We start from the raw sequence: 20,493 nt of genomic DNA on the forward strand, positions 1-20,493 counted from the left end.
ATCCGTCGGTCACGGGTTCAAGTCCCGTCCGCCCTACTCTTTTGGTGGCCCGAGATCACGTCGGTTGTGGCTCACCATCCAAGCCGTTTCGATAGTGCCGTGGGTCGCGGCCGGGTCGCACCTCCCGCGGCATCCCGCGGCACCGGTCATCACCTCGCGCCGAAGAGTTGCGACGGCCCGCTCGACGGTCGCCCGTTCCCGGAGGGAGAGGACCTCCGCCGGAACCTCGAAGGGGCGCGGCTGGAGGGCACTAACCGGGAGCCTCCCGTACCTGCGTGCGGCGAGCAACGCAGTGGAACCGCTCATCTGTCATCACATGCGACGACGTCCCGCCGACGCGAACGATGACGCCGTCGACCACCGTCACGTCCGCACCCCCGACGACCGAACCGTCGCGGGGATCAACGACATTTGCGCCGACCAGAACCAGGGTCTTCATGGGAAGCCTCCAACCATGAGCCCTTTGGAGTGGTCTCGCCGAGATTGTCACATTCGTAGTTGATGATACGATCAGAAATGTATTTGTAATCAAAAAGGTTGATTTATTGTCGACCAAGATGGAGCTCACCATGACGCCGCAGCAGAACCCAGCGGGCGACGAGCCAGCCGGCCCAACCCGGCGAACGCTCATTAAGAACATTGGCTACGTGGCTCTGGCCGTAGGAGCGGTTGCCGCATCGGGCGGTCCGCTCGTCTCGAGCCTGACCGGGCAACGGCCGTCCCCGCGATCGACGGCCGGCGACGCGCGCCCGGTCCGGATCGATCACGTGACAGTCGTCGATCCTCGTGATGGAAGCAAGCACGTGGACGTGTCTGTGTTCGTGCGCGGAGGGAAGATCACCTCGGTTGGTGGCACCCCTGATTCGGGCGCGTCGGGCGTTCGCGTGATCGACGGTGCGAGTCGCTTCGTGGTTCCCGGCTACAACAACATGCATACGCACGTATTTCAGGAAACGCGATCCGAGCTCTTCATGGCGACGATGCTTCGGGAAGGCACAACCGGGATGCGCCACATGGCGGGACCGGACGCGATCCTTCAGCGACGCGCCGAAGGCCGTGTCGCACTCGGCCGCGACACTCCGGGACTCCTCGCGATGGCGGGGGCAATCTTGATGCCATTCAACTCTCCGACTATCGAGCGCGTTCGCCACGAGATCAACCGGCAGAAGGCGCTCGGCGCGGACTTCATCAAGCTCATCATGGTGGAGCGCGACGTGTTCTTTGCCGCGGTGAGTTGGGCGCACAAGCAGGGCATGTCGATCGGAGGACACTTGCCGCCCTCCATCACCCCGTCTGAGGCGTCGGATGCGGGGTACGACTACCTCGAGCACCTCGGCACGAGCGCCAACATCTGGATCGAGACATCCAGCGAACGGTCCGCCCTCCGTGCGATAGCCGACACTTCGCTCGCCCTGCCCAACGTCCTCGGTCATGTGCCGTTTGCCGAGCAGCTGTTCTCCAGCGAGATCGTCACCAAAGCTACGGCGACAACATTGCTCAATCCGGCGCTGTCGGATGCGCCTGAGTCCATCTCGGTACTACAGAGGGCGCTCGACACATTCGACGAGGGCGCTGCGAAGAGCCTGTCGGCCACTTTCGTGAAAAACGGCACCTGGCAGACCCCCACACTCTCGCGACTGCGCACCGAATACCGCATGGACGCCCCCGAATACAAAAATCATCCCTGGTTGCAGATGCTGTCACCGGATGTGCAGAGCAACTTTCAGACAACCCGCACGGCCTTCCTCGATCTTCCGCAGGCGCGTCGAAATGCTTACCACCAGTACTACGACACGGCGTTGAAGCTGGTGGGCATCATGCACGGCGCCGGCGTTCCGATCATGACCGGCACGGACGGCCCGGGAGGCAACCCAGGCCAGGACATGCCGTCTGAGTTCCAGGAGCTGGCGGCGGCAGGACTTACACCGCTGGACGTGTTGCGGGCGACGACAACCGCACCTGCCGCTTTCCTCGGACGCTCGGAACGCATGGGTGCCGTTGCCCCAGGGATGGTCGCCGACTTCGTGCTGCTCGATGGCGACCCGCTCGAGGGCGTCGACAACCTCAGCAAGATCAGCGCCGTCGTGAACTCTGGCAACTATCACACCGTCGCGGAGCTCGACGAGACGGTAGACCGACTACTCGCAGCCTCGGAGGCATCATGACGAACACCACGCTGGTGACGCACAACACAGATGGACTGAAAACCCGCAGCACGGCTCGGCGGCGATGGACGCGCGCGGCCGGCTGGGCGCTCGTCCTGCTCGGCGTCATCGTGTCGTGGGTGTGGTCAGTCGAACTCACCATTCTCGGCGCATCCACCAACGCATCCGTCGCGGGCGTCATTACGATGCTGTTATTTTGCGCGGGCATCATCCTGATCTGGCGGGTGTCCCCGCACCGCAGCCGTCGGGCGACGCTCGCGTTCCGGGTCGCTGTCATAGCCACCGTGCTCGGAGCAATCGTGGCCGGTGTCGTTCCTGTTGCGGTGATTTCGCGAACGACCGGCACGGTGACCGCGGACGTGACTTCCGGCACGGCAGGGGTCGGATACCGGGTGTCCCGAGTAGCCGTGGCGTCGAGCGATGAGTACCACGTGACTACTCTCGACCTTACGATCAACGCGAGCGACCGCACCGCGCCACTGCTGCTGGCGACCGTATCGTTCGCCGATGGCACCGATAACGTGACCTGCGCGAACACGCGGAATACCTGGATCCACGACACCTCGACCGTCACATTCACGTGCGACAGTTTTACGCCGATGGACTCCCTCACGTCCGTTTCCGGCATAGCCGTGTCGGAGAAGTGAGCCCCCGCCTCCGGGCGCTGTAGCGTGAGGAGGTGGATGAGATGACGACCGTGCCGGTTGAAGGACGCAATGCGCGCCGCAAAGAGCGCACGCGGGCGGCCCTGGTGCGAGCGGCGCAAGAGCTGCTCGTCGACGGGCGTGCCCAGGACGTGAGCATCAAAGTGATCACAGAATTGGCCGACGTCGGCTTTGGCTCGTTCTTCAACCACTTCGAGAATAAGGCTGACCTGTTCGACGCAGCAGTCACTGAGGTTGCACAGCGATACGAAGACTGGCTCGACGAGCGGCTCGTCGGTGCAGGGGGCCCGCTGCAGCGTTTGTCGTTGAGCATTCGATACACCGGCAGGCTCCACCTTTCACATCCCGCTGAAGCGAATCTGCTGATCGGCCAATTCACGGTTCTTTACGCTGGTAAGGTGCCCCTGGAGGGTCGGATTCACGCGGACGTCGTGGGCGCATTGACAGCGATAACCCCCACTGCGGTGCCCGGTCCATCCACGGTGATCGCAGCCACAGGGGCGATCGCGGCCGTACTTGCGGCGGCCTCGACACTGCCCGAGAGTGACCGAGGGCAGCTCGCCGACTCCCTCGTCGCTGACGTGATGCGCCTCCTCGGCGCTGACAACGCCGTAATTGAGCAACTGGTCAACGCGCCGCTCGACTGAAGAACAAGCAACGGCTCGCTGAGCTCCACTGACCAACGTGATGCCCGCACGTTGCGGCGTCGAGGCCTCTCCACTGATCGGAGGCGGATAACGGACACGGTGTACCGCTCGTCTGGATCGCACTCGCACTCGCACCGGCGATGAGCGATCGTACAGTGAGACGGGTTTAAGTCTGCAGCCGTAGGTCATAGGTCCGCAGGCATTACGCCGCGGCTGCTTCTTTGATCTTGGCGAGGGCGTTCATGAACCCTTCCGAGCAGCCGCTGGATCCGGCTAGCCGGTCAACTCTGATGTCGGCGATGTCCTTGCCGATGACCGCTTCTGGAAGCGCGGCAGCGAATCGTTGTTGGTAGCCGAGGGATGTCTCGTCTTCTGCGGGAGTGGTGATCTCGACATCGGTGATGGCCCCGTCCTCGACGCCGACAGTGACGTCCTGGTGGGAGGGGAGGGAACCGTACCAGCCGGTCGCCGAATATTCTCCGTCGACGAATTCGGCCGCGGCGAAAGGTGTGGCGGTCGTGGTGTTGTCTCTGTTCGGCGCGGTGGAGGGGGTGGCGGGGGAGCTGATCGTGCCATCGCCCCACGGTCCCATATCGCTGCAGCCGGCGATGCCGACGGCGAGAAGCACGCTCGCGGAAGTGAGGGCTGGTGTCCTCGTGCGCATGGTGTTCTAGTCGATCTCTGCTGAGTGAGGTTGCTCGTTGGAAGCGGTGTTGGGCCGTGGGTCGGCGGCCCAGCTCGCGAGGAGCCGTAGAGCGTCGGCCGTTGGCGATCCGGGCTCTGCGCCGTAAACGATGAGTGACTGCCCCGGGTCGGCGGGTAATTCCATCGCCTCGAAGGTCAGCTCAAGCTCGCCAACGACCGGATGGCGGACACGCTTGATTCCGGAGTCGTGGTACCGCACGTCGTGGGCCTTCCACAGCGTGCGGAACTCCACACTGTCGCGGTTGAGGTCGTCGATCAGGTCGGTCAGGTCGCGATCGTACGGATCGCGGCCAAGTTCTGTGCGGAGGTTGGCGACCATGTCTGCGGCGTTCTTCGCCCATTCGGTAAAGAACGTACGAGCCTCGGCGTTGAGGAACAAGAACCGAGCGGTGTTGGGTGTACCCGCCGGATCGGCGTCGTACAGGGGGGAGTACACGGCGCGCCCGAGGGCGTTGGCGGTGATCAGCTGGCGCGTGTGTGTGCGCACGAAGGCGGGGGAGTCCACGATGGCGTCGACGACCCGCTGCACCGCAGGCCGGACGATGTTGCGGCTCGGATCGCGCCGCACTGGACGGGTGGCGCCGCTGGAGCCGGCAAGTCGAAAGAGGTGGTCGCGTTCCGCATCGGTGAGGTGCAGTGCGCGGGCGACGGCGTCGAGCACGCCGTCGGATACGACCCCGACATTTCCCCGTTCGAGCTTCGTGTAGTAGTCGACGCTGACGCCAGCGAGCATCGCAACTTCTTCGCGACGAAGTCCAGGGACCCTGCGGTTGCCGCCGTAAGCGGGCAGGTTTGCCTGTGTTGGTGTGATATTTGCCCGCCTGGATGCGAGGAATTCGCGGAGTTCGGATCGGTTGTCCATGTACCGAACTTACGCGGCCGAATCCCGGCAAAGGAGGCTCTGTCGGAACCTGCTTCACCAGAGCCTGTATCCGGGCGCCAGAGACGGGTTGACTCGAAGTCGTGTCCGGCAACCGCCGGCCAAGAGAGGAACACAATCATGGCGCTGATGCTGCTGCTCGGTCTTGGCCAGGGTCTCGGGTTCGCACCGCTGACCGCCGCGGGTATCACGGCCATCGAGCCAAGGGACGCGGGCGCGGCATCCGGTCTCGTCAATGTCGCCCACCAGCTTGGCGGCGCAGTCGGTGTCAGCATCGGTGTCGCGGTCGCTGCCGGGGGACATCCCTCCGCCGGTCCCAGCGGAATCGCCACGCAGACCACAGACGGCATCACCACAGGCGCACTGTTTCTCGTACTGGCCATCATTGCGGCGGCCACCCTCATCATCCCCGGAACGCGTGCACGAAGCGCAACAGTCACGATCCCACCCACCGTCCGAAAGGACACACCATGGAATACACCCACCTTGGAAACTCAGGACTGAAAGTCAGCCGCATCGCCCTCTGCTGCATGAGCTTTAGTCTGCCCGGAACCGGCCGCGACTGGGCCCTCGATGACGATGCCGCCGAGCCGATCTTCCGCCAGGCTCTCGACCTCGGCGTGACATTCTGGGACACCGCCAACGTCTACGCCCAGGGCACCAGCGAAGAGATCGTTGGACGCGCGATCAGGAAGTACGGCAAGCGAGAAGACATTGTGTTGGCGACGAAGCAGTTCTGGAAAATGCACGATGGCCCCGGCGGTTCGGGGCTGTCACGCAAGGCGATCATTGAGCAGACGGATGCCTCGCTGCGACGTCTCGGCACGGACTACATCGATCTCATGCAGATCCACCGTTTCGATCCTGATGTTCCTGTCGAGGAGACCATGGAAGCGCTGCACGACGTGGTGAAGGCGGGCAAGGTGCGCTACATCGGAGCCTCGTCGATGTGGGCGTGGCAATTCGCGAAAATGCAGTCGACCGCCAAATTGAACGGCTGGACCACGTTCATCTCCATGCAGGACCAGTACAGCGTGACCAGCCGCGAAGAAGAACGCGAAATGTTCGGTCTGCTCGCAGATCAGGGAGTCGGTTCCATCCCCTGGAGCCCGCTGAACGCCGGTATCAACGCCCGTCCCTGGGGCGATGAGAGTACGGAGCGTGCCAAGCAAAACCCGAAGACGGACATGTTCGGTAATCCTCTCTACCTCGACGGCGACAAGGCAATCGTTGACGCGATCGAGTCCATTGCACAGGAGCGCGGTGTGTCGATGGCCCAGGTCGCCCTGGCATGGGTTCTGCGCAACCCTATCGTCGACTCCGTCTTGTCTGGCGCGACGAAGAGTCATCACTTGTCCGATGCCGTCGCAGCGCTCGACATTGAGCTCACCATCGAGGAAGTCCATGCCCTCGAATCCCCGTATGTGCCGCGTACCCCCACGTACTTCAACTGACGGGAGAGGCACGTGACTCACCTCACTACCGTTCTCATTGTTGGCGCCACCGGGAGCATCGGCAGACTCGTCACCGCGGAGTCAATCCGTCACGGCTACGCGACGCGCGCTCTCGTCCGACACGCATCAGCTCGGCGCGACATCCATCCCGAGGCGCAGATCCCGTTCGGATGGTCATGACTGGAAGCGTCGTTGAGAACGGCTCGTCCGCGCGAGCGGCAACGAGTACACGATTGTGCGACCCGGTTGGTTCGACTACAACGACGAGGACCAACTCGCTATCACCTTCCTGCAGGGAGACACCCGTCATGCCGGCACTCCTGCCGACGGTGTTATCTCGCGTCGTCAGATTGCCCAGGTTCTGGTGGACAGCCTTGCGTCAGAACGGGCCGACCACATGACCTTCGAGCTGGTGGCCGAGAGGGGCCCTGCTCCGGATGACCTCACCTCGCTCTTCGCCGCACTCGTCCCAGACGACAGGCGAGGCATTGACGGGGTCCGGGACCAGGCCAATATGTCAGCACGTTCCGAACCCGACGGTGTCCTCGCGGACCTCACATGGGCGGATTCACTCAGAGGCCTGCCGGGCGCGCCCAGCTGAAACGAAACGAAACGAAAACAGTCCCGTCCAACTTGCTCTCAGTGGAGAGCACGCTGGACGGGACTGAAGTCGGCGCGCGGGGCGTTAGATCAGATGGTGGCGGCGTCGATGACGAAGCGGTAGCGCACGTCCGACTTCAGTACTCGCTCGTAGGCGTCGTTGATGGCGGATGCCTCGATCAGCTCGATCTCTGGCGCAATATTGTGCTCGGCGCAGAAGTCCAGCATCTCCTGGGTCTCGGCGATGCTGCCGATACCTGATGCCGCGAACGAGCGGCGGTTCCCCATGAGGCCGAAGACCGAAATGGGGAGCGACTGCGCGGGTGCGCCGACGTTGACCATCGTTCCGTCGAGGGCGAGCAACGACAGGTACGACTGGAGGTCGACCGGCGCACTGACGGTGTTGACGATCAGGTCGAAGGTGTTCGCGAGTGCCTCGAATGTGGTGTCGTCACTGGTGGCGTAGTAGTGGTCGGCTCCGAAGCGGACGCCATCCTCCTGCTTGCTCAGCGACTGCGACAGCACGGTGACCTCAGCACCCATGGCGTGGGCGATCTTGACGGCCATGTGGCCGAGTCCGCCCATGCCGACGACTGCCACCTTCTTGCCGGGACCGGCGTTCCAATGGGCGAGGGGCGAATACGTGGTGATGCCGGCGCAGAGCAGGGGAGCCGCCGCCTCGTAGGGGATGGACTCGGGCACGCGAAGAACGAAGTCCTCGACAACCACGACGTGGCTGGAGTAGCCGCCCTGGGTGGTGGTGCCGTCGCGGTCGACGCTCGCATAGGTCTGCGTGTTGCCCTTGAGGCAGTAGTTGGCCATTCCGGCGAGGCAATTGACGCACTCGCGGCAGGAGTTGACCATGCAGCCGACGCCAACGCGGTCGCCCACCTTGTGGCGCGTGACGTCCGCACCGATGGCGGTAACGGTACCGACGATTTCGTGCCCAACGACCTGCGGGTAGGCAATCGGGCCCCACTCGCCGCGGACGGTGTGGATGTCGGAATGGCACACTCCGGAGTAGGCGATGTCAAGGGGGCCGACCTCGCGTCGTTCGATCGTGGTGGGTACGAGAGGCTCGGTGGCCGACGTGGCAGCGTACGCGCGTGCGGTGGTCATTAATGTTCTCCAGATGGTGCGGTGTAAGCGGATGTCTCTATTCAAGGGCATCCCGAGTGAGCCAGGCAGTGCGGCTCCATGGGGTCACTGGCAGTGCCTCCCTGAGTCACCTGCCCCCGCCTAGAGTCGACTGCATGGACAACAGATCCGAGATGCGCGAGTTCCTCGCCTCCCGCCGAGCAAAGATCCGCCCGGAAGACGCAGGACTTCCCGGCGGCGGTGGCCGTCGCGTGCCCGGACTGCGTCGCGAAGAACTGGCCGCCCTGGCCGGGGTGAGTGTCAGCTGGTACACCAGGCTGGAACGTGGCGATGCGGTCGGCGCGTCCGACGCCGTCCTCGATGCCATCGCGCGCACCCTGCGCCTGGACGAAATTGAGCGGCGCCACCTCTTCCACTTGACGCGCGGCGTGTCCCGCGGCACGGTCAAGTCACCCCGCCGGCGCGCTCAGGTCAGCGCCATCGGCAGCACTCTTCAACTGGTGCTTGACCAGATGACAGAACTGCCCGCCATCGTGCAGAACGAGCGCGCCGACATCCTCGCGATGAATACGCTTGGCAAAGCGCTGTATGCGGGACTCATCGAAGGTTCTGTGGGCAGGTGGAATCATGCGCGCTATATCCACCTCGATCCCGCGTCCCGGATCTTCTATCCCGAGTGGGAAGAACTGGCCAGCTCCAGCGCCGCCATGCTGCACGTTGCCGCGGGAAAAAATCCGTATGACTCCGAACTGTCTAACCTGATCGGCGAACTCGCCACGCAGTCAGAAGACTTCCGCGTGCGCTGGGCGACGCACAACCTGCACGAGCACAGCACGGGCACAAAGAAGGTGCACCACGCGGCCGTCGGAGACATGACGCTGCTCTACGAAACGTTCGCCTTTCCCGGCGACTCCGCGCTCTCGATGTTCGTGTACACGGCGGAGCCGGGCAGCCCGTCCGCCGACGCCCTGCGTCTTCTCGCCGCGTGGCAGGCGACGCCCCTCTCCGAGATCGATCCGGGCACCGCCCGCGACACCGCGCCAACCACCGCGTAGCCCACGTCCACACCGTCGGGACGGCCCGGATGTTGGGGTCACCAGCCCGGGATTGCCCACGCGGTCCAGGATGAACCGATCCGGGTCATGAACGACGCTGCGCCCGCGCCAGGATTGCGGCGATGACATCGGTCTTCGCATCGGAGTACGCATTCATGTCATCGAAACCCTGCTCGATCAGAGCCTCTTTGGTACGTGCATACAGGTCACGGTCGTCCGGATCCGTTCTGAGCCGGTCGCGAAACAGCAGGTAGTTCGTCACGGCCAGGTCGTCCCGCTGGTAGATATGGATGTGAACATCCCGGTGTGGCGTGCGTACCAACCGATGACCAGGCTCGCGTACGCGCAAGACGTATCCCGCGGTCAGCATGGCAGGGAGGTAGTCCTCCTCCGCGGTGATGTCGTCCACAGCGACAACAATGTCGACAATCGGCTTTGCCGCGAGCCCGGGAACCGAGGTGGACCCGATGTGTTCGATGAGAACGTCCGCTGCCCCAAGAGCCTGACGCAGTCTTTCCCGGTGTTCGGCGAAAATAGCGGGCCAGTGATTGTCGTAACCGACCACCTCGAGCTGCCGCTTTTCCGTTCCTCCGATGAGGTCAACGTGTTCGACGTCGGGTCTGCGGGGCTTTGCGGTTTTGCTCATACGGCATCATTCCATTCCGCGACCATCCACGCTGTGTGTACTGCCCGCGGGTGGCGGTGCGTGTGGTTTCTGGGCAGGGGGACGGGCGTCCGCGACGCACGGCGGAGTGTCGAGCAGGAATGGAGAAGTACATGGTCGCCCGGTGTTCCTACACTGGGCGCATGACGGAAACGAAGAACTCAGAAACATTCAGCCCGGAAGAGAAGCGAGCGATGCGGGCGCGCGCTAAGGAACTGAAGGAGGCAGCAGGCAAGGACGCCGACGCGGCCGCGAACGATCACGCGATCTCCATCCTCCCGGACGACGAGCGGGAGTTGGCGGAGCGCATCCGCGACATGGTCGTTGCCGCCGCGCCGCACCTGGATCCGAAGACCTACTACGGCTTCCCGTCGTGGGCCCGCAACGGCAAGATCGTCTGCTTCTTCAAACCGAAGTCGAAGTTCAAGGTCCGCTACTCCACGTTCGAGTTCGACACGGCTGCAACCCTGGATGACGGAGCGGTGTGGGCGACGGCGTTCGCCGTTCACAACGATATGACTGACTCCGATCTGGCGATGCTCGGTGCCCTGGTGACCAAAGCCGCGGGCTGACACTGCCAGATGGCATTTGACGCGGGGTGGCGCGCGGCGCTTGGGTGACGCTGGCTGCAGTGAGCCGGCAGGACCTGACGCACGTGACGAATGCCGCCCCCGGGCGGCGCTGTGCGATCGGTCGACGGAGACCGTGCGGCTATCTGATACTTCGACCGGGGCGGGGCGATTCGCGCCAATGTACCCCGATCTGCACCATTCGGGGTATGTGAGGGCTACGCTGAGGCAAGCCCGAACGGGGGACGAATGACTGATTGCGCACACGGACCCTTGCGCACCGCCGGCGTGTGCGATGCCTGCGGCGAGACGGGCACAGTGCACGACGAGGTATCGCCGGCCGAGGCGCTGTTGTTGGCTGCCGCCGTCGCGGGGCCGGCGCTCCCGATTCCTGGGTCCGCTGATCCCGACGTCGGGCCCGCAACCAACAGCGGGCCATCAACCGACATCGACGATCCTCCGGACGTCGTCAGCCACGAGGCATCCACCGATCTGCCCAGCAGCGAGCTGACGACCGGTGCACGCGACCCCTTCGCTCCCGAGCAGCTGTCTCTCGCGCTCCTCTCCGTTGTCGTCGCCGCGGTGAAGGGCAAGCAGGTCGGCGGCGTCGCCTCCGTGCGCGATGGTGCGGACGCGACAATGGATGACACGGGGCGGTGGGCCTCCTGGGGTGGCATCGGTCCCGCGCCGCTGCATGACGCGGTCGCGATTCGCGGAGTCATCCAGGACATTTCGAACACTTCCCAGACCCTGATGGCGGGCGACAACGACAGCGCCGTCTCACCGTCGTTCTCCGACGCAAGCCGGGTGCTGCGTTTCGCCGATTTCGCCGACGAGCGCCAGGACTACATCGTGCCGCTGCAGGACGCGCTGATGCGTGTTGCGAACGGGTGGGATGACGGTCTGTGGACCGATGTCCAGTCCGACATGACCGACGTCTGGGAACTCGGCCGGGAGCACATGGCCCGGTTCTGACCGGATGGAAATTTCCCCGTGTCGGGTGACGTTGAGAAGATAGACGTCGACAAGGATGGACAGCATGACCGACACCACTACAGCCACGCCCGAGCAGGTTTTCGCCACGTACCACGAGCGTCGTGAACTCGCCGTCGTGCAGCCGAAGGGCAACCTGGCTCTCGTCAACACCCAGTGGGTGGATTCCGAGCAGAAGATCTACGGAGTTCCCGGTGTCTGGGCTCCGGTTCCGGATGGCGGATCCGGACTGGTGCTTCGCGCCGAGGCATCCGACAACATCATCGTTGACGGTGTGCTGGTGGACGGCGAAGTGGTGGTGCGCGGCAAGGACTCCGACGCCCCGAGCGAGATTGTGTTCTCCGACGGAGTCACCGGATTCGTGATCGCCAGCGAAGAGGGCAGCTACGCGCTGCGCGTGTGGGATGCGAATTCCGAGGGCATCCAGGAGTTTGGCTCCATCGACGTGTTCCCGTACAACCCCGAGTGGGTCATCACCGGAACCTTCACCGAAATCGAGGGTGGCACGACCGTCGGCTTCGAGCACCTCAAGGATGACGGCAAGACCCGCGACCTCGCCGTTCCCGGAGAGATCACGTTCACCAAGGACGGTGTCGACTACAACCTGGCCGCCTTCAAGGCCGGACGCGCGCTTCAGCTTGTCTACGCGGATGCCACGAACAACGACACCACCTACGGCGTCGGCCGGTTCCTCTTCCTCGCACCGAACCCGGACGGGTCGATCACGTTGGACTTCAACCGCGCGGTACTGCCGCCCTGTGCGTTTAGCTACAACTTCAACTGCCCCCTTCCTCCGAAGCAGAATCGCTTCGCTGTGAAGATCGAAGCGGGCGAGAAGAACGTTCTCAAGAAGGACGGAACGCTGCTTCACTAGCGACACCGTCCGGCGCGGGGGTGGAATGACGCCCGAGCCGGTACCTCTCATCACATGAGGCGATGACCACAGCGTGGAGTTACGCTGTGGTCATCTCTTTTCACCGTTGATGGGAGAACCGTGACCCGGTCCTGGAACGCCGCACCCCCGGTCGACGCGCGCACCATCGCCCTCGCGCACGACGCCATTGTGGGCAATCACCTCAGCACGACCGGTGTTCGCAGGGTGGTGGAGGAATCCTGGAACCGTGCCCTCGCGCATCGTCTCGATCCGGACGTGATCAGCCCGTCTTTCGACCTCGACGACGACGCGCTTCGCGAGTATCGAAGCCGTCACCCGCTCGCCCTGGTTCTCCCGACAATTCACCGTCTGCTCATCAGGCACACTTTCGACACCGGCCTGATCGTTGCGGTCGGAGATCAGGCTGGTCGACTCCTCTGGATCGACGGCGATCGTGCTCTTCGACGCAAAGCCGAGGGAATGCTTTTCGTCGAAGGCGCAGATTGGTCGGAAGCCGCCGTGGGCACGAGCGCTCCCGGCACGGCGATCGCGCTCGACCACGGCATCCAGATCCACCGCGCAGAACACTTCACGCGCGCGGTGCATCCGTGGAGTTGCACCGCCGTTCCCGTCCACGACCCCGCCTCCGGGGACATCCTCGGCGTGATCGACATCACCGGCGGGGACGATGCGGTCGCACCCGCGACGCTTCCGCTCGTCGAAGCGACCGTCGCCGCCGTCGAGACGGAACTCACCCTGCGACGAATGGATGCCACGCTCCGCAGCGGCCCCGTCGCGGTCGGCTGGCTCGCTTCCACCGACCCGGGGCCGGTGCTCGCCGTCGGTGACACTGCACCGACCGCCGGCACCCACCCCGCCGCCGCCCAGTCCGCCCGCGCGCAGCCCGCCACGGAGCCATTTGTTCTCAGCGTTCTCGGACGGGACGTTGCCCAGCTCAGCGACGGCGTCACCACCGTGTCCCTGTCGCCCCGGCACGCCGAGATCCTCTGCCTGTTGTGCTGGCATCCCGAGGGCCTGTCGGCCGGACGGCTCGCGGAACTCATCTACGGACGAGCCGACGCGATCGGCACCCTGCGCCCCGAAATGGTTCGGCTGCGCAAGACGCTCGGGTCGGTCGACCCCCTACTCGTGCCGACATCCCGACCCTACAGACTCGGCCACCCGCCCGAGCTGGATATTCACAGGGCGCTGGCGTTCTCCCAACGCGGCGCCCACCGGGTTGCCATCGCGAGCTACCCGGGAGCGCTTCTCCCGGCATCCGACGCGCCCGGCATCGTGACTCTTCGCGCTGACATCCACGCCCGCGTTCGGGACGCGCTGCTGGTGGATGCCACGGCAGACTCCCTCCTCGAATTCGCCGCCACCACGGAGGGCGGGTACGACCTGGACGTGATGCGGGCGGCCCTGACGAGGCTGCCGCCCGGGTCATCCCGTCGCGCTCCTCTGATCGACCGAATTGCCCGGATCGACGCGGAATTGGCCCGCAACTAGCCGCAACCTTTTCGCAACCGGCTGCTGCGTACGATCAATGCGAAGGCCAGACGGCGCTTCAACTTCGACAACGACGTCAAAGGATGAACATGACGATCTACGCTGCTCCGGGGACCCCGGATGCCAAGGTCACTTTCAAGCCCCGCTACGAGCACTGGATCGGGGGCGAATGGGTCAAACCGATCAAGGGCCAGTACTTCGAAGACATCACCCCCGTCACCGGTAAGCCATTCGCCGAGGTCGCGCGCGGCACGGCGGAGGACATCGATGCTGCGCTGGATGCCGCGCACAAGGCTTTTCCCGCGTGGGGAAAGACAACCCCCACCGAGCGGGCCGCGGTGCTCAACAAGATTGCCGACGTGATCGACGCGAACCTCGAGCTTCTCGCCGTCGCGGAGACCTGGGACAACGGCAAGCCGATCCGGGAACCGCTGAACGCGGACCTGCCGCTCGCCTCCGACCACTTCCGGTACTTCGCCGCCGCGATCCGGGCGCAGGATGGCAACCACGCAGAGCTCGACGGCGACATGGTGGCGTATCACTTCCATGAGCCGCTCGGCGTGGTCGGCCAGATCATCCCGTGGAACTTTCCGATCCTCATGGCGACGTGGAAGCTCGCGCCCGCGCTGGCCGCGGGAAACACCATCGTGCTGAAGCCGGCGGAGCAGACACCGGTATCGATCCTGGTGCTCATCGAACTCATCGGGGACATCCTGCCGCCCGGGGTCCTCAACATCGTGAACGGTTTCGGTATCGAGGCGGGTAAGCCGCTCGCGTCCAGCCCGCGGATCCGCAAGATCGCGTTCACGGGCGAGACGACGACGGGCCGGCTCATCCTGCAATATGCCAGCGCGAACATCATCCCGTCGACCGTCGAGCTCGGGGGCAAGAGCCCGAACCTGTTCTTCGCCGATGTCGCCGACTCCAATGACGCGTTCTACGACAAGGCGCAGGAGGGGTTCACGCTGTTCGCGTTCAACCAGGGAGAGGTATGCACCTGCCCCTCCCGCGCGCTCATCCAGTCGACCATCTATGACTCCTTCCTCGGGGACGCGATCGAACGCACGAAGAAGGCCGTGCAGGGCAACCCGCTCGACACCGATACCCAGGTGGGCGCGCAGGCGTCGAATGATCAGCTGGAGAAGATCCTCAGCTACATCGACATCGGCAAGCAGGAGGGCGCGAAGCTCACCCTTGGCGGGTCCCGTGTGGATCTCGGCGGTGACCTCACCGACGGCTACTACGTCGAACCCACGATCTTCGAGGGCAACAACTCGATGCGTCTGTTCCAGGAGGAGATCTTCGGACCCGTCGTCGCCGTCACCAGCTTCACCGACTACGACAACGCCATCGCGCTGGCCAACGACACCCTGTACGGCCTCGGCGCCGGCGTCTGGTCGCGAAACGGCAACGTCGCCTACCGGGCTGGACGGGACATCCAGGCCGGACGAGTATGGGTGAACAACTACCACGCATACCCCGCGGGTGCCGCTTTCGGCGGCTACAAGAGCTCGGGCATCGGTCGCGAGAACAACAAGCTCGCCCTCGATCACTACCAGCAGACGAAGAACCTCCTGGTGTCGTACTCAGAGAACGCCCTCGGGTTCTTCTAGATCGGATGTGAGCATGATTGACGCCGCCGTAACCATCGCTGAGGAGTCCACCTCGCGCGTTGCCCTGGCGGACGCGTCCGTCGAACTGCTGCGCAAGCTCTGGGACCATTACGGTCCGCTGATGTTTCACCAGTCGGGTGGGTGCTGCGATGGGAGTTCTCCCATGTGCTATCCGGCTGGTGACTTCATCACCTCGGACAACGACGTGCTTCTCGGTGTCTTTGACATTGGGGACGCGGATGACCCGAGGCCGATCGAGTTCTGGATGTCCCGCGAGCAGTTCGCCTACTGGAGTCACACGCATCTCACGGTGGATGTCGTCGCCGGGAGGGGCAGCGGCTTCTCGGTGGAGGCGCCCGAGGGCGTGCGGTTCCTGATCCGCTCGCGCCTGATGGAAACGGCGCTGCCGTTCGCCTGATCGCCTCGCAGGGCGCAGGGCGTGCGTCGCGTGCGGCCGTGGAGCATGTGGCGTGGGTGGCGTCGGGCGGGCAGAGTCGGTGGAGCGGTGCACACTTAACCCGTGCACGTCGTTTTGAGCTCTGCCCCCGGCGGGGTATTGCTGACCCCGGTGGCCGACGACGGCGCGGTCGTTCCCGGCGCGGTGACGATTGCGACGCACGAGCTTTCGGCCGAGATCGCCCGGCGCGAGCCCGACCGTCCGCGGTGGGTGTGGGATGACACGGCGCGGTGGTATCCGCAGCTTCTGGCCGACGGTGTCCGGGTGGAGCGCTGTGTTGACCTGCGCCTCAGCCATGTCATCCTGCGCAACTCTGCCCTGACTGCCGGGTCGACGCTGGCGAATGCGCCGTACGGCCCGTGGGATGCCCCCGCAGTCGCGGTGCAGCAGCACAGCGGCACCCTGTTTGATTTCGTCGACGAACCGCCCCAGGGCGCCACTGCCGATCCCATCGAGGAGTTTCGGCTGCAGCGCGCCGCGCTGGAGTCATCCGCTTCCGCCAACTCGCTTGGTCTGCTCCTGGCGGCGGAGTCGGCGGGTGCTCTCATCGCGGCAGAAATGCGATTTGCCGGGCTTCCGTGGAGCGTGCAGAGGCACGACGAGCTGCTGACCGGACTGCTTGGTCCCCGGCCGCGCACGGGCGAGCGTCCCGCGAAACTGGAGGCAGTGCTGGGCCGGGTGCGCGCCGCGCTCGATGCGCCGGAGCTCAACCCGGATTCGCCCACCGACCTGATGCGTGCACTGCGGCGCGTCGGTCTGCTGGTGAACTCGACCCGGTCGTGGGAACTGAAGAAAATCGAGCACCCGGTGATCGAACCGCTGCTCGAATACAAAAAGCTGTCTCGGCTGCTGGCGGCCAACGGGTGGTACTGGCTCGATACGTGGGTCGACGAGGGCCGGTTCCGGCCCGACTACGTGCCGGGCGGCGTTGTCACCGGGCGCTGGGCCACCAGTGGCGGTGGTGCGTTGCAGCTACCCAAGCAGATCCGCGGCGCGGTGGTACCCGATGAAGGCTGGAAGCTCATCGTCGCCGATGCGGCCCAACTGGAACCACGTATCCTCACGGGGCTGTCGGGTGACCAGAAGATGGCCGAGGCTGGCAGAGGCGATCTCTACGAGGGAATCGTCGCCAGCGGTGCCGTCGCGACCCGGGCCGAAGCCAAGGTCGCCATGCTCGGTGCCATGTACGGCGCGACATCGGGGGAGGGCGGACGCCTGATGCCCCGGCTCACCCGGGCATTTCCCCGCGCCATCGCGATGGTGGAGGCCGCGGCCCGCGCCGGCGAACGCGGTGAGGTCGTCTCCACGCGTCTTGGCCGCAGTTCGCCCCGCCCGGGGGAGAGCTGGCACGAAGCCCAGGGCGAAGCCAACGGAGTGCAGGCGACCGATCTCGACGAGCGACGGGCGCTCAGCCAGTCCCGCAGCTGGGGTCGTTTCACGCGCAACTTCATCGTTCAGGGCACAGCGGCCGAGTGGGCGCTGTGCTGGATGGCGGGATTGCGCAACCGGCTGTGGGCGATGGCTGACGGGGACTTCGCCGACAGGCCGCACCTCGTCTTCTTCCTCCACGACGAGGTCATGGTGCACGCACCCGCGCACCTCGCCGACCGGGTAGCCGAGGAGGTGCGCGCCGCCGCGGCCGATGCGGGTCGACTGATCTTCGGCGCGCTGCCGGTCGGCTTCCCGGTCACCGTCGCGATCGTCGACAGCTACGCGGACGCGAAGTAACGCCTGCGCTCACCAGGTTGAGCGGGTTACGACGCGCAGTCGTGAGCCGCGTGCGGTGAGCCAGCTCCCGACTGCGATGACGAGCGGCACAGCGGTCGCGGCCAGAATCAGTTGCAGCCACGGCGGGCTGAACGGAAGAAGCGGCAGCGTGCCATCGGCGGGTGGGAGCGACAGCGCGAGCGGGGGAACGAGTCCGAATGCCACCCCGATGACGGTTCCCACGCCAGCGATGACGATCGCCTGCCAGAAGCCGATGGACCGGCGCAGGTTCGGAGGTGATCCGAGTGCGCCCAGCACCGCGTCATCCCGTCGCCCATCCGCGCGGGCCAGGCTGAGGGCGACGGACGATGCGCCCAGCACGATCAGGGCCGTCAGGATGAGGATGCCCCAGGCGGCGAGTTCTGCGACGGGCGGGGGTCCGGTCTCCACCTGAAAGACTTCAAGCTCAGTCACGCCGGCGATGTCGTCAATCTGCGCCCGGGCCGCGTCCGTTTCGGCGAACGACGGGGCGGATGCCAGCGGCGCGAGGACAAGGGTGGGCACGTAGTCGAGCTTGATCGACCTGGCAGTTGCGGGCGTCATGAACATTCCGAAGCTGATGGGCTTAACGGGTTCCTGGAGGGTAGCCGGCAGGGCAACGCTTCGAACGGGTGTTGCGGTCCCATTCGCGACCGGGTCAGCACTGTCGGTGAACCAATCGATTGTCACTTTGCCGGATGAGATGTAGTCGGGATACAACGACACAACTCCGCCGGACTCCAGGCTTGTGCGGGATGTCGCGGACACGGGCTCCCCGAGAATGGCGGCGAGATCCGCGGGAGACCCCACCCAGATCTTGTCCAGCTGGTCAAGCCCCGTGGAGCTGAGATAGAAGTTTGTCGAGGAGGCGTCGGGGAGCTGAGTCAACCGCGGCGCGGTGTAGGTCAGCTGGTCCTTGTCGACGGTGCCGGCAGTGGTCGGCGCGCTGGAAAGCACCCGGGCAGACGTCACGTGAAAGCTTGCATTGAGCGCTGCGGCGATCTGGCTGCCCGCGGGGTCTACATGATTCTGACCGCCGAAGTCATACCGGTATAGGTTCACGCGTGCTGTGTTGTTGGCAGTCGTGTATTGATAGTCCGACGCAGATTCCGTCTGGTACGCACCGATGGTGGTCATCAGTGCCGATGCGACAAAGACGGTGCTCATGATCGCGGCAAGAGCCGGCACGGACCGTCCTGGGTTCCGGGCGGCGTCGCGGGCACCGAGGCGCGCACCCGCGCCCAGGGGAGAGAGCAGGCGCGCGGCCACCCGCAGCACGAACGGACTGAGGAACATCACCCCGACCTGCATGAGGATGGGACCGAGAGCGATGAGGGCGATGCCCACGCCCCAGTACGAAGTGCCGTGATAGCTCTGCCGGATCTGCGTGAGAGTCACGATTCCTCCCGCCAGTGCGGAAACGAATCCGATCGCCACGAGGATGATCCCCACGATGGGTTTCCGCGCGGTGGGGACCGGGGGACGGCTCGAGCCACGTAATGACGCGACGACATCGACCCGGGATGCTGCCCGAGCGGGGATGATGGCGGACAGCCACCCCACCACCACGGCGAATAGGGCTACGCCGACCAGCAGCGGCGCGTTGACGTGAAAGCCCGGGTACTGAATGGAGCTACCGTCGGCGGTGACCAGCGTGAATACCCACGCGCCGATGATTCCCACCACAACACCGGCGGCTCCACCAACGGCACCGAGGACGAGCCCGCCAAACGACACCACACGAAACAGCATCCGTCTATCGCCACCGACGCTGGAGAGGATGGCCAACGCGCGTTGTTGTTGTCGGGCGCCAACCATGAACGCGGCGCCGGCAAGCAGTCCGACCTCGAAAAGCGCGAAGGCACCGAACAGGGCTATCGCTGCTCCTACAGCTACCGCATCAGCCAGGGGATTGGCTGGCCCGGGCGCGGCTGGTCGCGGATGCTCGAGCACGTAGCTCGACAGCACTCCAGCACCCTTGGTGTTGAGCTTCTGCACCGCCGGCCAGTCGAGCTCTGTGTGAGGCAGGTAGTAGTTCGTCGTCAGTGAATCGCCGGACATGGGAGCAACCGCGCCAAACACTTCCTGAGTGGCGGACGGCTTCACCGAGTCCCGGAGAGTCCCCACGACCGTGTAGCTCGCTTGTGCGGGCGTGACCACCGACATCGTGCCGCCAATGGAGATGCCAAGGCGCTTGAGCGCGGTGGGTGTGACCATGACTTCGGATGGCGAATTCGGCCTCGTGCCGTCGATGACGTCGTATCGTCCTGCAAACGAGGGATTCCAGGGTTCGCCCAATACGGCCGTCATGCTTCCCAGTCCCGCAGCGGTTCGCACCGTTACCGAGGTGTGCTCGATGGGGAGGTAAGGCGTGCCCGATTGAAGAATCTGGTCGATGGGAAGCAGAGGGTCACTGAAACTGTGGCGGAGAGGCATCCCTGACTCGTCCATTGCGTAGCTCATGTTGTCGGGCTGATCGGGATCCTGCACGGCCGTCGGGTCCGGCGGATTGTTGACAGTGATCACGGCTTGCATCTGACCGAGTTGCGTCTGAGCAATTTCGCTGCGGGTGGCCTGCGAACTCGTTCCCACGGTGGCGACGGCGCTGATCCCGATGATGGGGATTGCCACGAGCAGGGCGATCAGAGCGCTGCGGCCCGGCGCCTGGATGGCCATGCGCCGTGCGAGGCGAAAGGCCAGTCGCGCACCGGGCCTGCCATCCCGCGGCGTTGTCGGCTCAGATTTGGCCGGCCGAGCGCTGAAGTGAGAGCGGGGCTCAACGTGAGTGCTCCGCCG

The 20,493-nt window shown here is 64.8% G+C and carries 20 protein-coding genes and 1 pseudogene; 15 read left to right on the top strand and 6 right to left on the bottom strand.

Going from position 1 to position 20,493, the window contains the following annotated elements:
- Positions 1–250: 250 nt before the first annotated feature.
- The gene (locus tag HB677_RS04940; protein ID WP_213814580.1) at positions 251–439 is read right to left on the bottom strand and encodes a hypothetical protein; all 189 of its coding nucleotides are present in this window, start codon (positions 437–439) and stop codon (positions 251–253) included.
- Between the two features lie 106 nt (positions 440–545).
- Here HB677_RS04940 and HB677_RS04945 point away from each other — a divergent pair, with 106 nt between their 5' ends.
- From HB677_RS04945 to HB677_RS04955, 3 genes are read left to right on the top strand one after another with little or no spacing between them, the layout of a single operon-like run.
- Complete coding sequence (locus HB677_RS04945; RefSeq protein ID WP_213814581.1) at positions 546–2,165, top strand: amidohydrolase family protein; 1,620 nt, start codon at positions 546–548, stop codon at positions 2,163–2,165.
- Complete coding sequence (locus HB677_RS04950; RefSeq protein WP_213814582.1) at positions 2,162–2,812, top strand: hypothetical protein; 651 nt, start codon at positions 2,162–2,164, stop codon at positions 2,810–2,812. Before HB677_RS04945 ends, HB677_RS04950 begins: the two co-directional genes overlap by 4 nt.
- 32 nt (positions 2,813–2,844) lie before the next feature.
- The gene (locus tag HB677_RS04955) at positions 2,845–3,477 is read left to right on the top strand and encodes a TetR/AcrR family transcriptional regulator (RefSeq protein WP_213814583.1); all 633 of its coding nucleotides are present in this window, start codon (positions 2,845–2,847) and stop codon (positions 3,475–3,477) included.
- 202 nt (positions 3,478–3,679) lie between these two features.
- Here HB677_RS04955 and HB677_RS04960 read toward each other — a convergent pair whose 3' ends face one another.
- Entirely contained in the window at positions 3,680–4,141 is a 462-nt protein-coding gene (locus HB677_RS04960; RefSeq protein ID WP_213814584.1) for a hypothetical protein, read from the bottom strand.
- Positions 4,142–4,147: 6 nt separating this feature from the next.
- Complete coding sequence (locus HB677_RS04965) at positions 4,148–5,044, bottom strand: helix-turn-helix transcriptional regulator (RefSeq protein ID WP_213814585.1); 897 nt, start codon at positions 5,042–5,044, stop codon at positions 4,148–4,150.
- 138 nt (positions 5,045–5,182) lie between these two features.
- On the opposite strand from HB677_RS04965, the gene HB677_RS04970 reads away from it, so the two are divergent.
- The 4 genes and pseudogenes from HB677_RS04970 to HB677_RS04985 form a co-directional block, all read left to right on the top strand.
- Positions 5,183–5,566 (top strand): hypothetical protein, encoded by a 384-nt coding sequence (locus HB677_RS04970; protein WP_213814586.1) that lies wholly within the window; start codon positions 5,183–5,185, stop codon positions 5,564–5,566.
- Positions 5,533–6,516 carry an aldo/keto reductase gene (locus HB677_RS04975; protein ID WP_213814587.1) on the top strand — a complete coding sequence of 328 codons (984 nt, stop codon included), beginning with the start codon at positions 5,533–5,535 and terminating at the stop codon, positions 6,514–6,516. Before HB677_RS04970 ends, HB677_RS04975 begins: the two co-directional genes overlap by 34 nt.
- Positions 6,517–6,528: 12 nt before the next feature.
- Complete coding sequence (locus HB677_RS04980; protein WP_213814588.1) at positions 6,529–6,696, top strand: NmrA family NAD(P)-binding protein; 168 nt, start codon at positions 6,529–6,531, stop codon at positions 6,694–6,696.
- A gap of 28 nt (positions 6,697–6,724) precedes the next feature.
- Positions 6,725–7,117, top strand: a pseudogene (locus tag HB677_RS04985) (NAD(P)H-binding protein); the annotation flags it as partial.
- An 89-nt stretch (positions 7,118–7,206) separates the two neighbouring features.
- Here HB677_RS04985 and HB677_RS04990 read toward each other — a convergent pair.
- A complete protein-coding gene (locus tag HB677_RS04990) occupies positions 7,207–8,235 on the bottom strand; it encodes an NAD(P)-dependent alcohol dehydrogenase (protein WP_213814590.1) in 1,029 nt (342 codons plus the stop codon).
- A 134-nt stretch (positions 8,236–8,369) separates the two neighbouring features.
- Here HB677_RS04990 and HB677_RS04995 point away from each other — a divergent pair, with 134 nt between their 5' ends.
- The gene (locus HB677_RS04995; protein WP_213814591.1) at positions 8,370–9,269 is read left to right on the top strand and encodes a helix-turn-helix transcriptional regulator; all 900 of its coding nucleotides are present in this window, start codon (positions 8,370–8,372) and stop codon (positions 9,267–9,269) included.
- Positions 9,270–9,354: 85 nt separating this feature from the next.
- Here the strand turns inward: HB677_RS04995 and HB677_RS05000 are convergent, their stop codons facing one another.
- Positions 9,355–9,915 (bottom strand): GrpB family protein, encoded by a 561-nt coding sequence (locus tag HB677_RS05000; RefSeq protein WP_213814592.1) that lies wholly within the window; start codon positions 9,913–9,915, stop codon positions 9,355–9,357.
- 161 nt (positions 9,916–10,076) lie between these two features.
- Here HB677_RS05000 and HB677_RS05005 point away from each other — a divergent pair, with 161 nt between their 5' ends.
- From HB677_RS05005 to HB677_RS05035, 7 genes are all read left to right on the top strand, one after another.
- A complete protein-coding gene (locus tag HB677_RS05005; protein ID WP_213814593.1) occupies positions 10,077–10,505 on the top strand; it encodes a hypothetical protein in 429 nt (142 codons plus the stop codon).
- A 246-nt stretch (positions 10,506–10,751) separates the two neighbouring features.
- Positions 10,752–11,477: a hypothetical protein gene (locus tag HB677_RS05010; RefSeq protein WP_213814594.1), complete on the top strand. Its 726-nt coding sequence runs from the start codon at positions 10,752–10,754 to the stop codon at positions 11,475–11,477.
- 64 nt (positions 11,478–11,541) lie between these two features.
- Positions 11,542–12,369, top strand: a complete 828-nt coding sequence (locus tag HB677_RS05015; protein WP_213814595.1) for a DUF1684 domain-containing protein — start codon at positions 11,542–11,544, stop codon at positions 12,367–12,369.
- A 120-nt stretch (positions 12,370–12,489) separates the two neighbouring features.
- Positions 12,490–13,881, top strand: coding sequence for a GAF domain-containing protein (locus tag HB677_RS05020; protein WP_213814596.1), 1,392 nt, complete (start codon positions 12,490–12,492; stop codon positions 13,879–13,881).
- 89 nt (positions 13,882–13,970) lie between these two features.
- Positions 13,971–15,494 carry an aldehyde dehydrogenase family protein gene (locus tag HB677_RS05025; RefSeq protein WP_213814597.1) on the top strand — a complete coding sequence of 508 codons (1,524 nt, stop codon included), beginning with the start codon at positions 13,971–13,973 and terminating at the stop codon, positions 15,492–15,494.
- 13 nt (positions 15,495–15,507) lie between these two features.
- A complete protein-coding gene (locus tag HB677_RS05030) occupies positions 15,508–15,912 on the top strand; it encodes a DUF779 domain-containing protein (RefSeq protein WP_213814598.1) in 405 nt (134 codons plus the stop codon).
- Positions 15,913–16,014: 102 nt separating this feature from the next.
- Positions 16,015–17,679 carry a bifunctional 3'-5' exonuclease/DNA polymerase gene (locus HB677_RS05035; RefSeq protein ID WP_213814599.1) on the top strand — a complete coding sequence of 555 codons (1,665 nt, stop codon included), beginning with the start codon at positions 16,015–16,017 and terminating at the stop codon, positions 17,677–17,679.
- 9 nt (positions 17,680–17,688) lie between these two features.
- Here the strand turns inward: HB677_RS05035 and HB677_RS05040 are convergent, their stop codons facing one another.
- A complete protein-coding gene (locus HB677_RS05040; RefSeq protein ID WP_213814600.1) occupies positions 17,689–20,373 on the bottom strand; it encodes an FtsX-like permease family protein in 2,685 nt (894 codons plus the stop codon).
- Between the last annotated feature and the right edge of the window lie 120 nt (positions 20,374–20,493).

Source organism: Glaciihabitans sp. dw_435, assembly GCF_018449675.1.
Lineage (GTDB): Bacteria > Actinomycetota > Actinomycetes > Actinomycetales > Microbacteriaceae > Glaciihabitans.

What these genes read in the sequence shown, in the direction of transcription:
- HB677_RS04940 (WP_213814580.1), bottom strand. Translation starts at nt 439, where the DNA reads ATGAAGACCCTGGTTCTGGTCGGCGCAAATGTCGTTGATCCCCGCGAC.
- HB677_RS04950 (WP_213814582.1), top strand. Translation starts at nt 2,162, where the DNA reads ATGACGAACACCACGCTGGTGACGCACAACACAGATGGACTGAAAACC.
- HB677_RS04960 (WP_213814584.1), bottom strand. Translation starts at nt 4,141, where the DNA reads ATGCGCACGAGGACACCAGCCCTCACTTCCGCGAGCGTGCTTCTCGCC.
- HB677_RS04965 (WP_213814585.1), bottom strand. Translation starts at nt 5,044, where the DNA reads ATGGACAACCGATCCGAACTCCGCGAATTCCTCGCATCCAGGCGGGCA.
- HB677_RS04970 (WP_213814586.1), top strand. Translation starts at nt 5,183, where the DNA reads ATGGCGCTGATGCTGCTGCTCGGTCTTGGCCAGGGTCTCGGGTTCGCA.
- HB677_RS04975 (WP_213814587.1), top strand. Translation starts at nt 5,533, where the DNA reads ATGGAATACACCCACCTTGGAAACTCAGGACTGAAAGTCAGCCGCATC.
- HB677_RS04990 (WP_213814590.1), bottom strand. Translation starts at nt 8,235, where the DNA reads ATGACCACCGCACGCGCGTACGCTGCCACGTCGGCCACCGAGCCTCTC.
- HB677_RS04995 (WP_213814591.1), top strand. Translation starts at nt 8,370, where the DNA reads ATGGACAACAGATCCGAGATGCGCGAGTTCCTCGCCTCCCGCCGAGCA.
- HB677_RS05000 (WP_213814592.1), bottom strand. Translation starts at nt 9,915, where the DNA reads ATGAGCAAAACCGCAAAGCCCCGCAGACCCGACGTCGAACACGTTGAC.
- HB677_RS05005 (WP_213814593.1), top strand. Translation starts at nt 10,077, where the DNA reads ATGACGGAAACGAAGAACTCAGAAACATTCAGCCCGGAAGAGAAGCGA.
- HB677_RS05010 (WP_213814594.1), top strand. Translation starts at nt 10,752, where the DNA reads ATGACTGATTGCGCACACGGACCCTTGCGCACCGCCGGCGTGTGCGAT.
- HB677_RS05015 (WP_213814595.1), top strand. Translation starts at nt 11,542, where the DNA reads ATGACCGACACCACTACAGCCACGCCCGAGCAGGTTTTCGCCACGTAC.
- HB677_RS05025 (WP_213814597.1), top strand. Translation starts at nt 13,971, where the DNA reads ATGACGATCTACGCTGCTCCGGGGACCCCGGATGCCAAGGTCACTTTC.
- HB677_RS05030 (WP_213814598.1), top strand. Translation starts at nt 15,508, where the DNA reads ATGATTGACGCCGCCGTAACCATCGCTGAGGAGTCCACCTCGCGCGTT.
- HB677_RS05040 (WP_213814600.1), bottom strand. Translation starts at nt 20,373, where the DNA reads ATGGCCATCCAGGCGCCGGGCCGCAGCGCTCTGATCGCCCTGCTCGTG.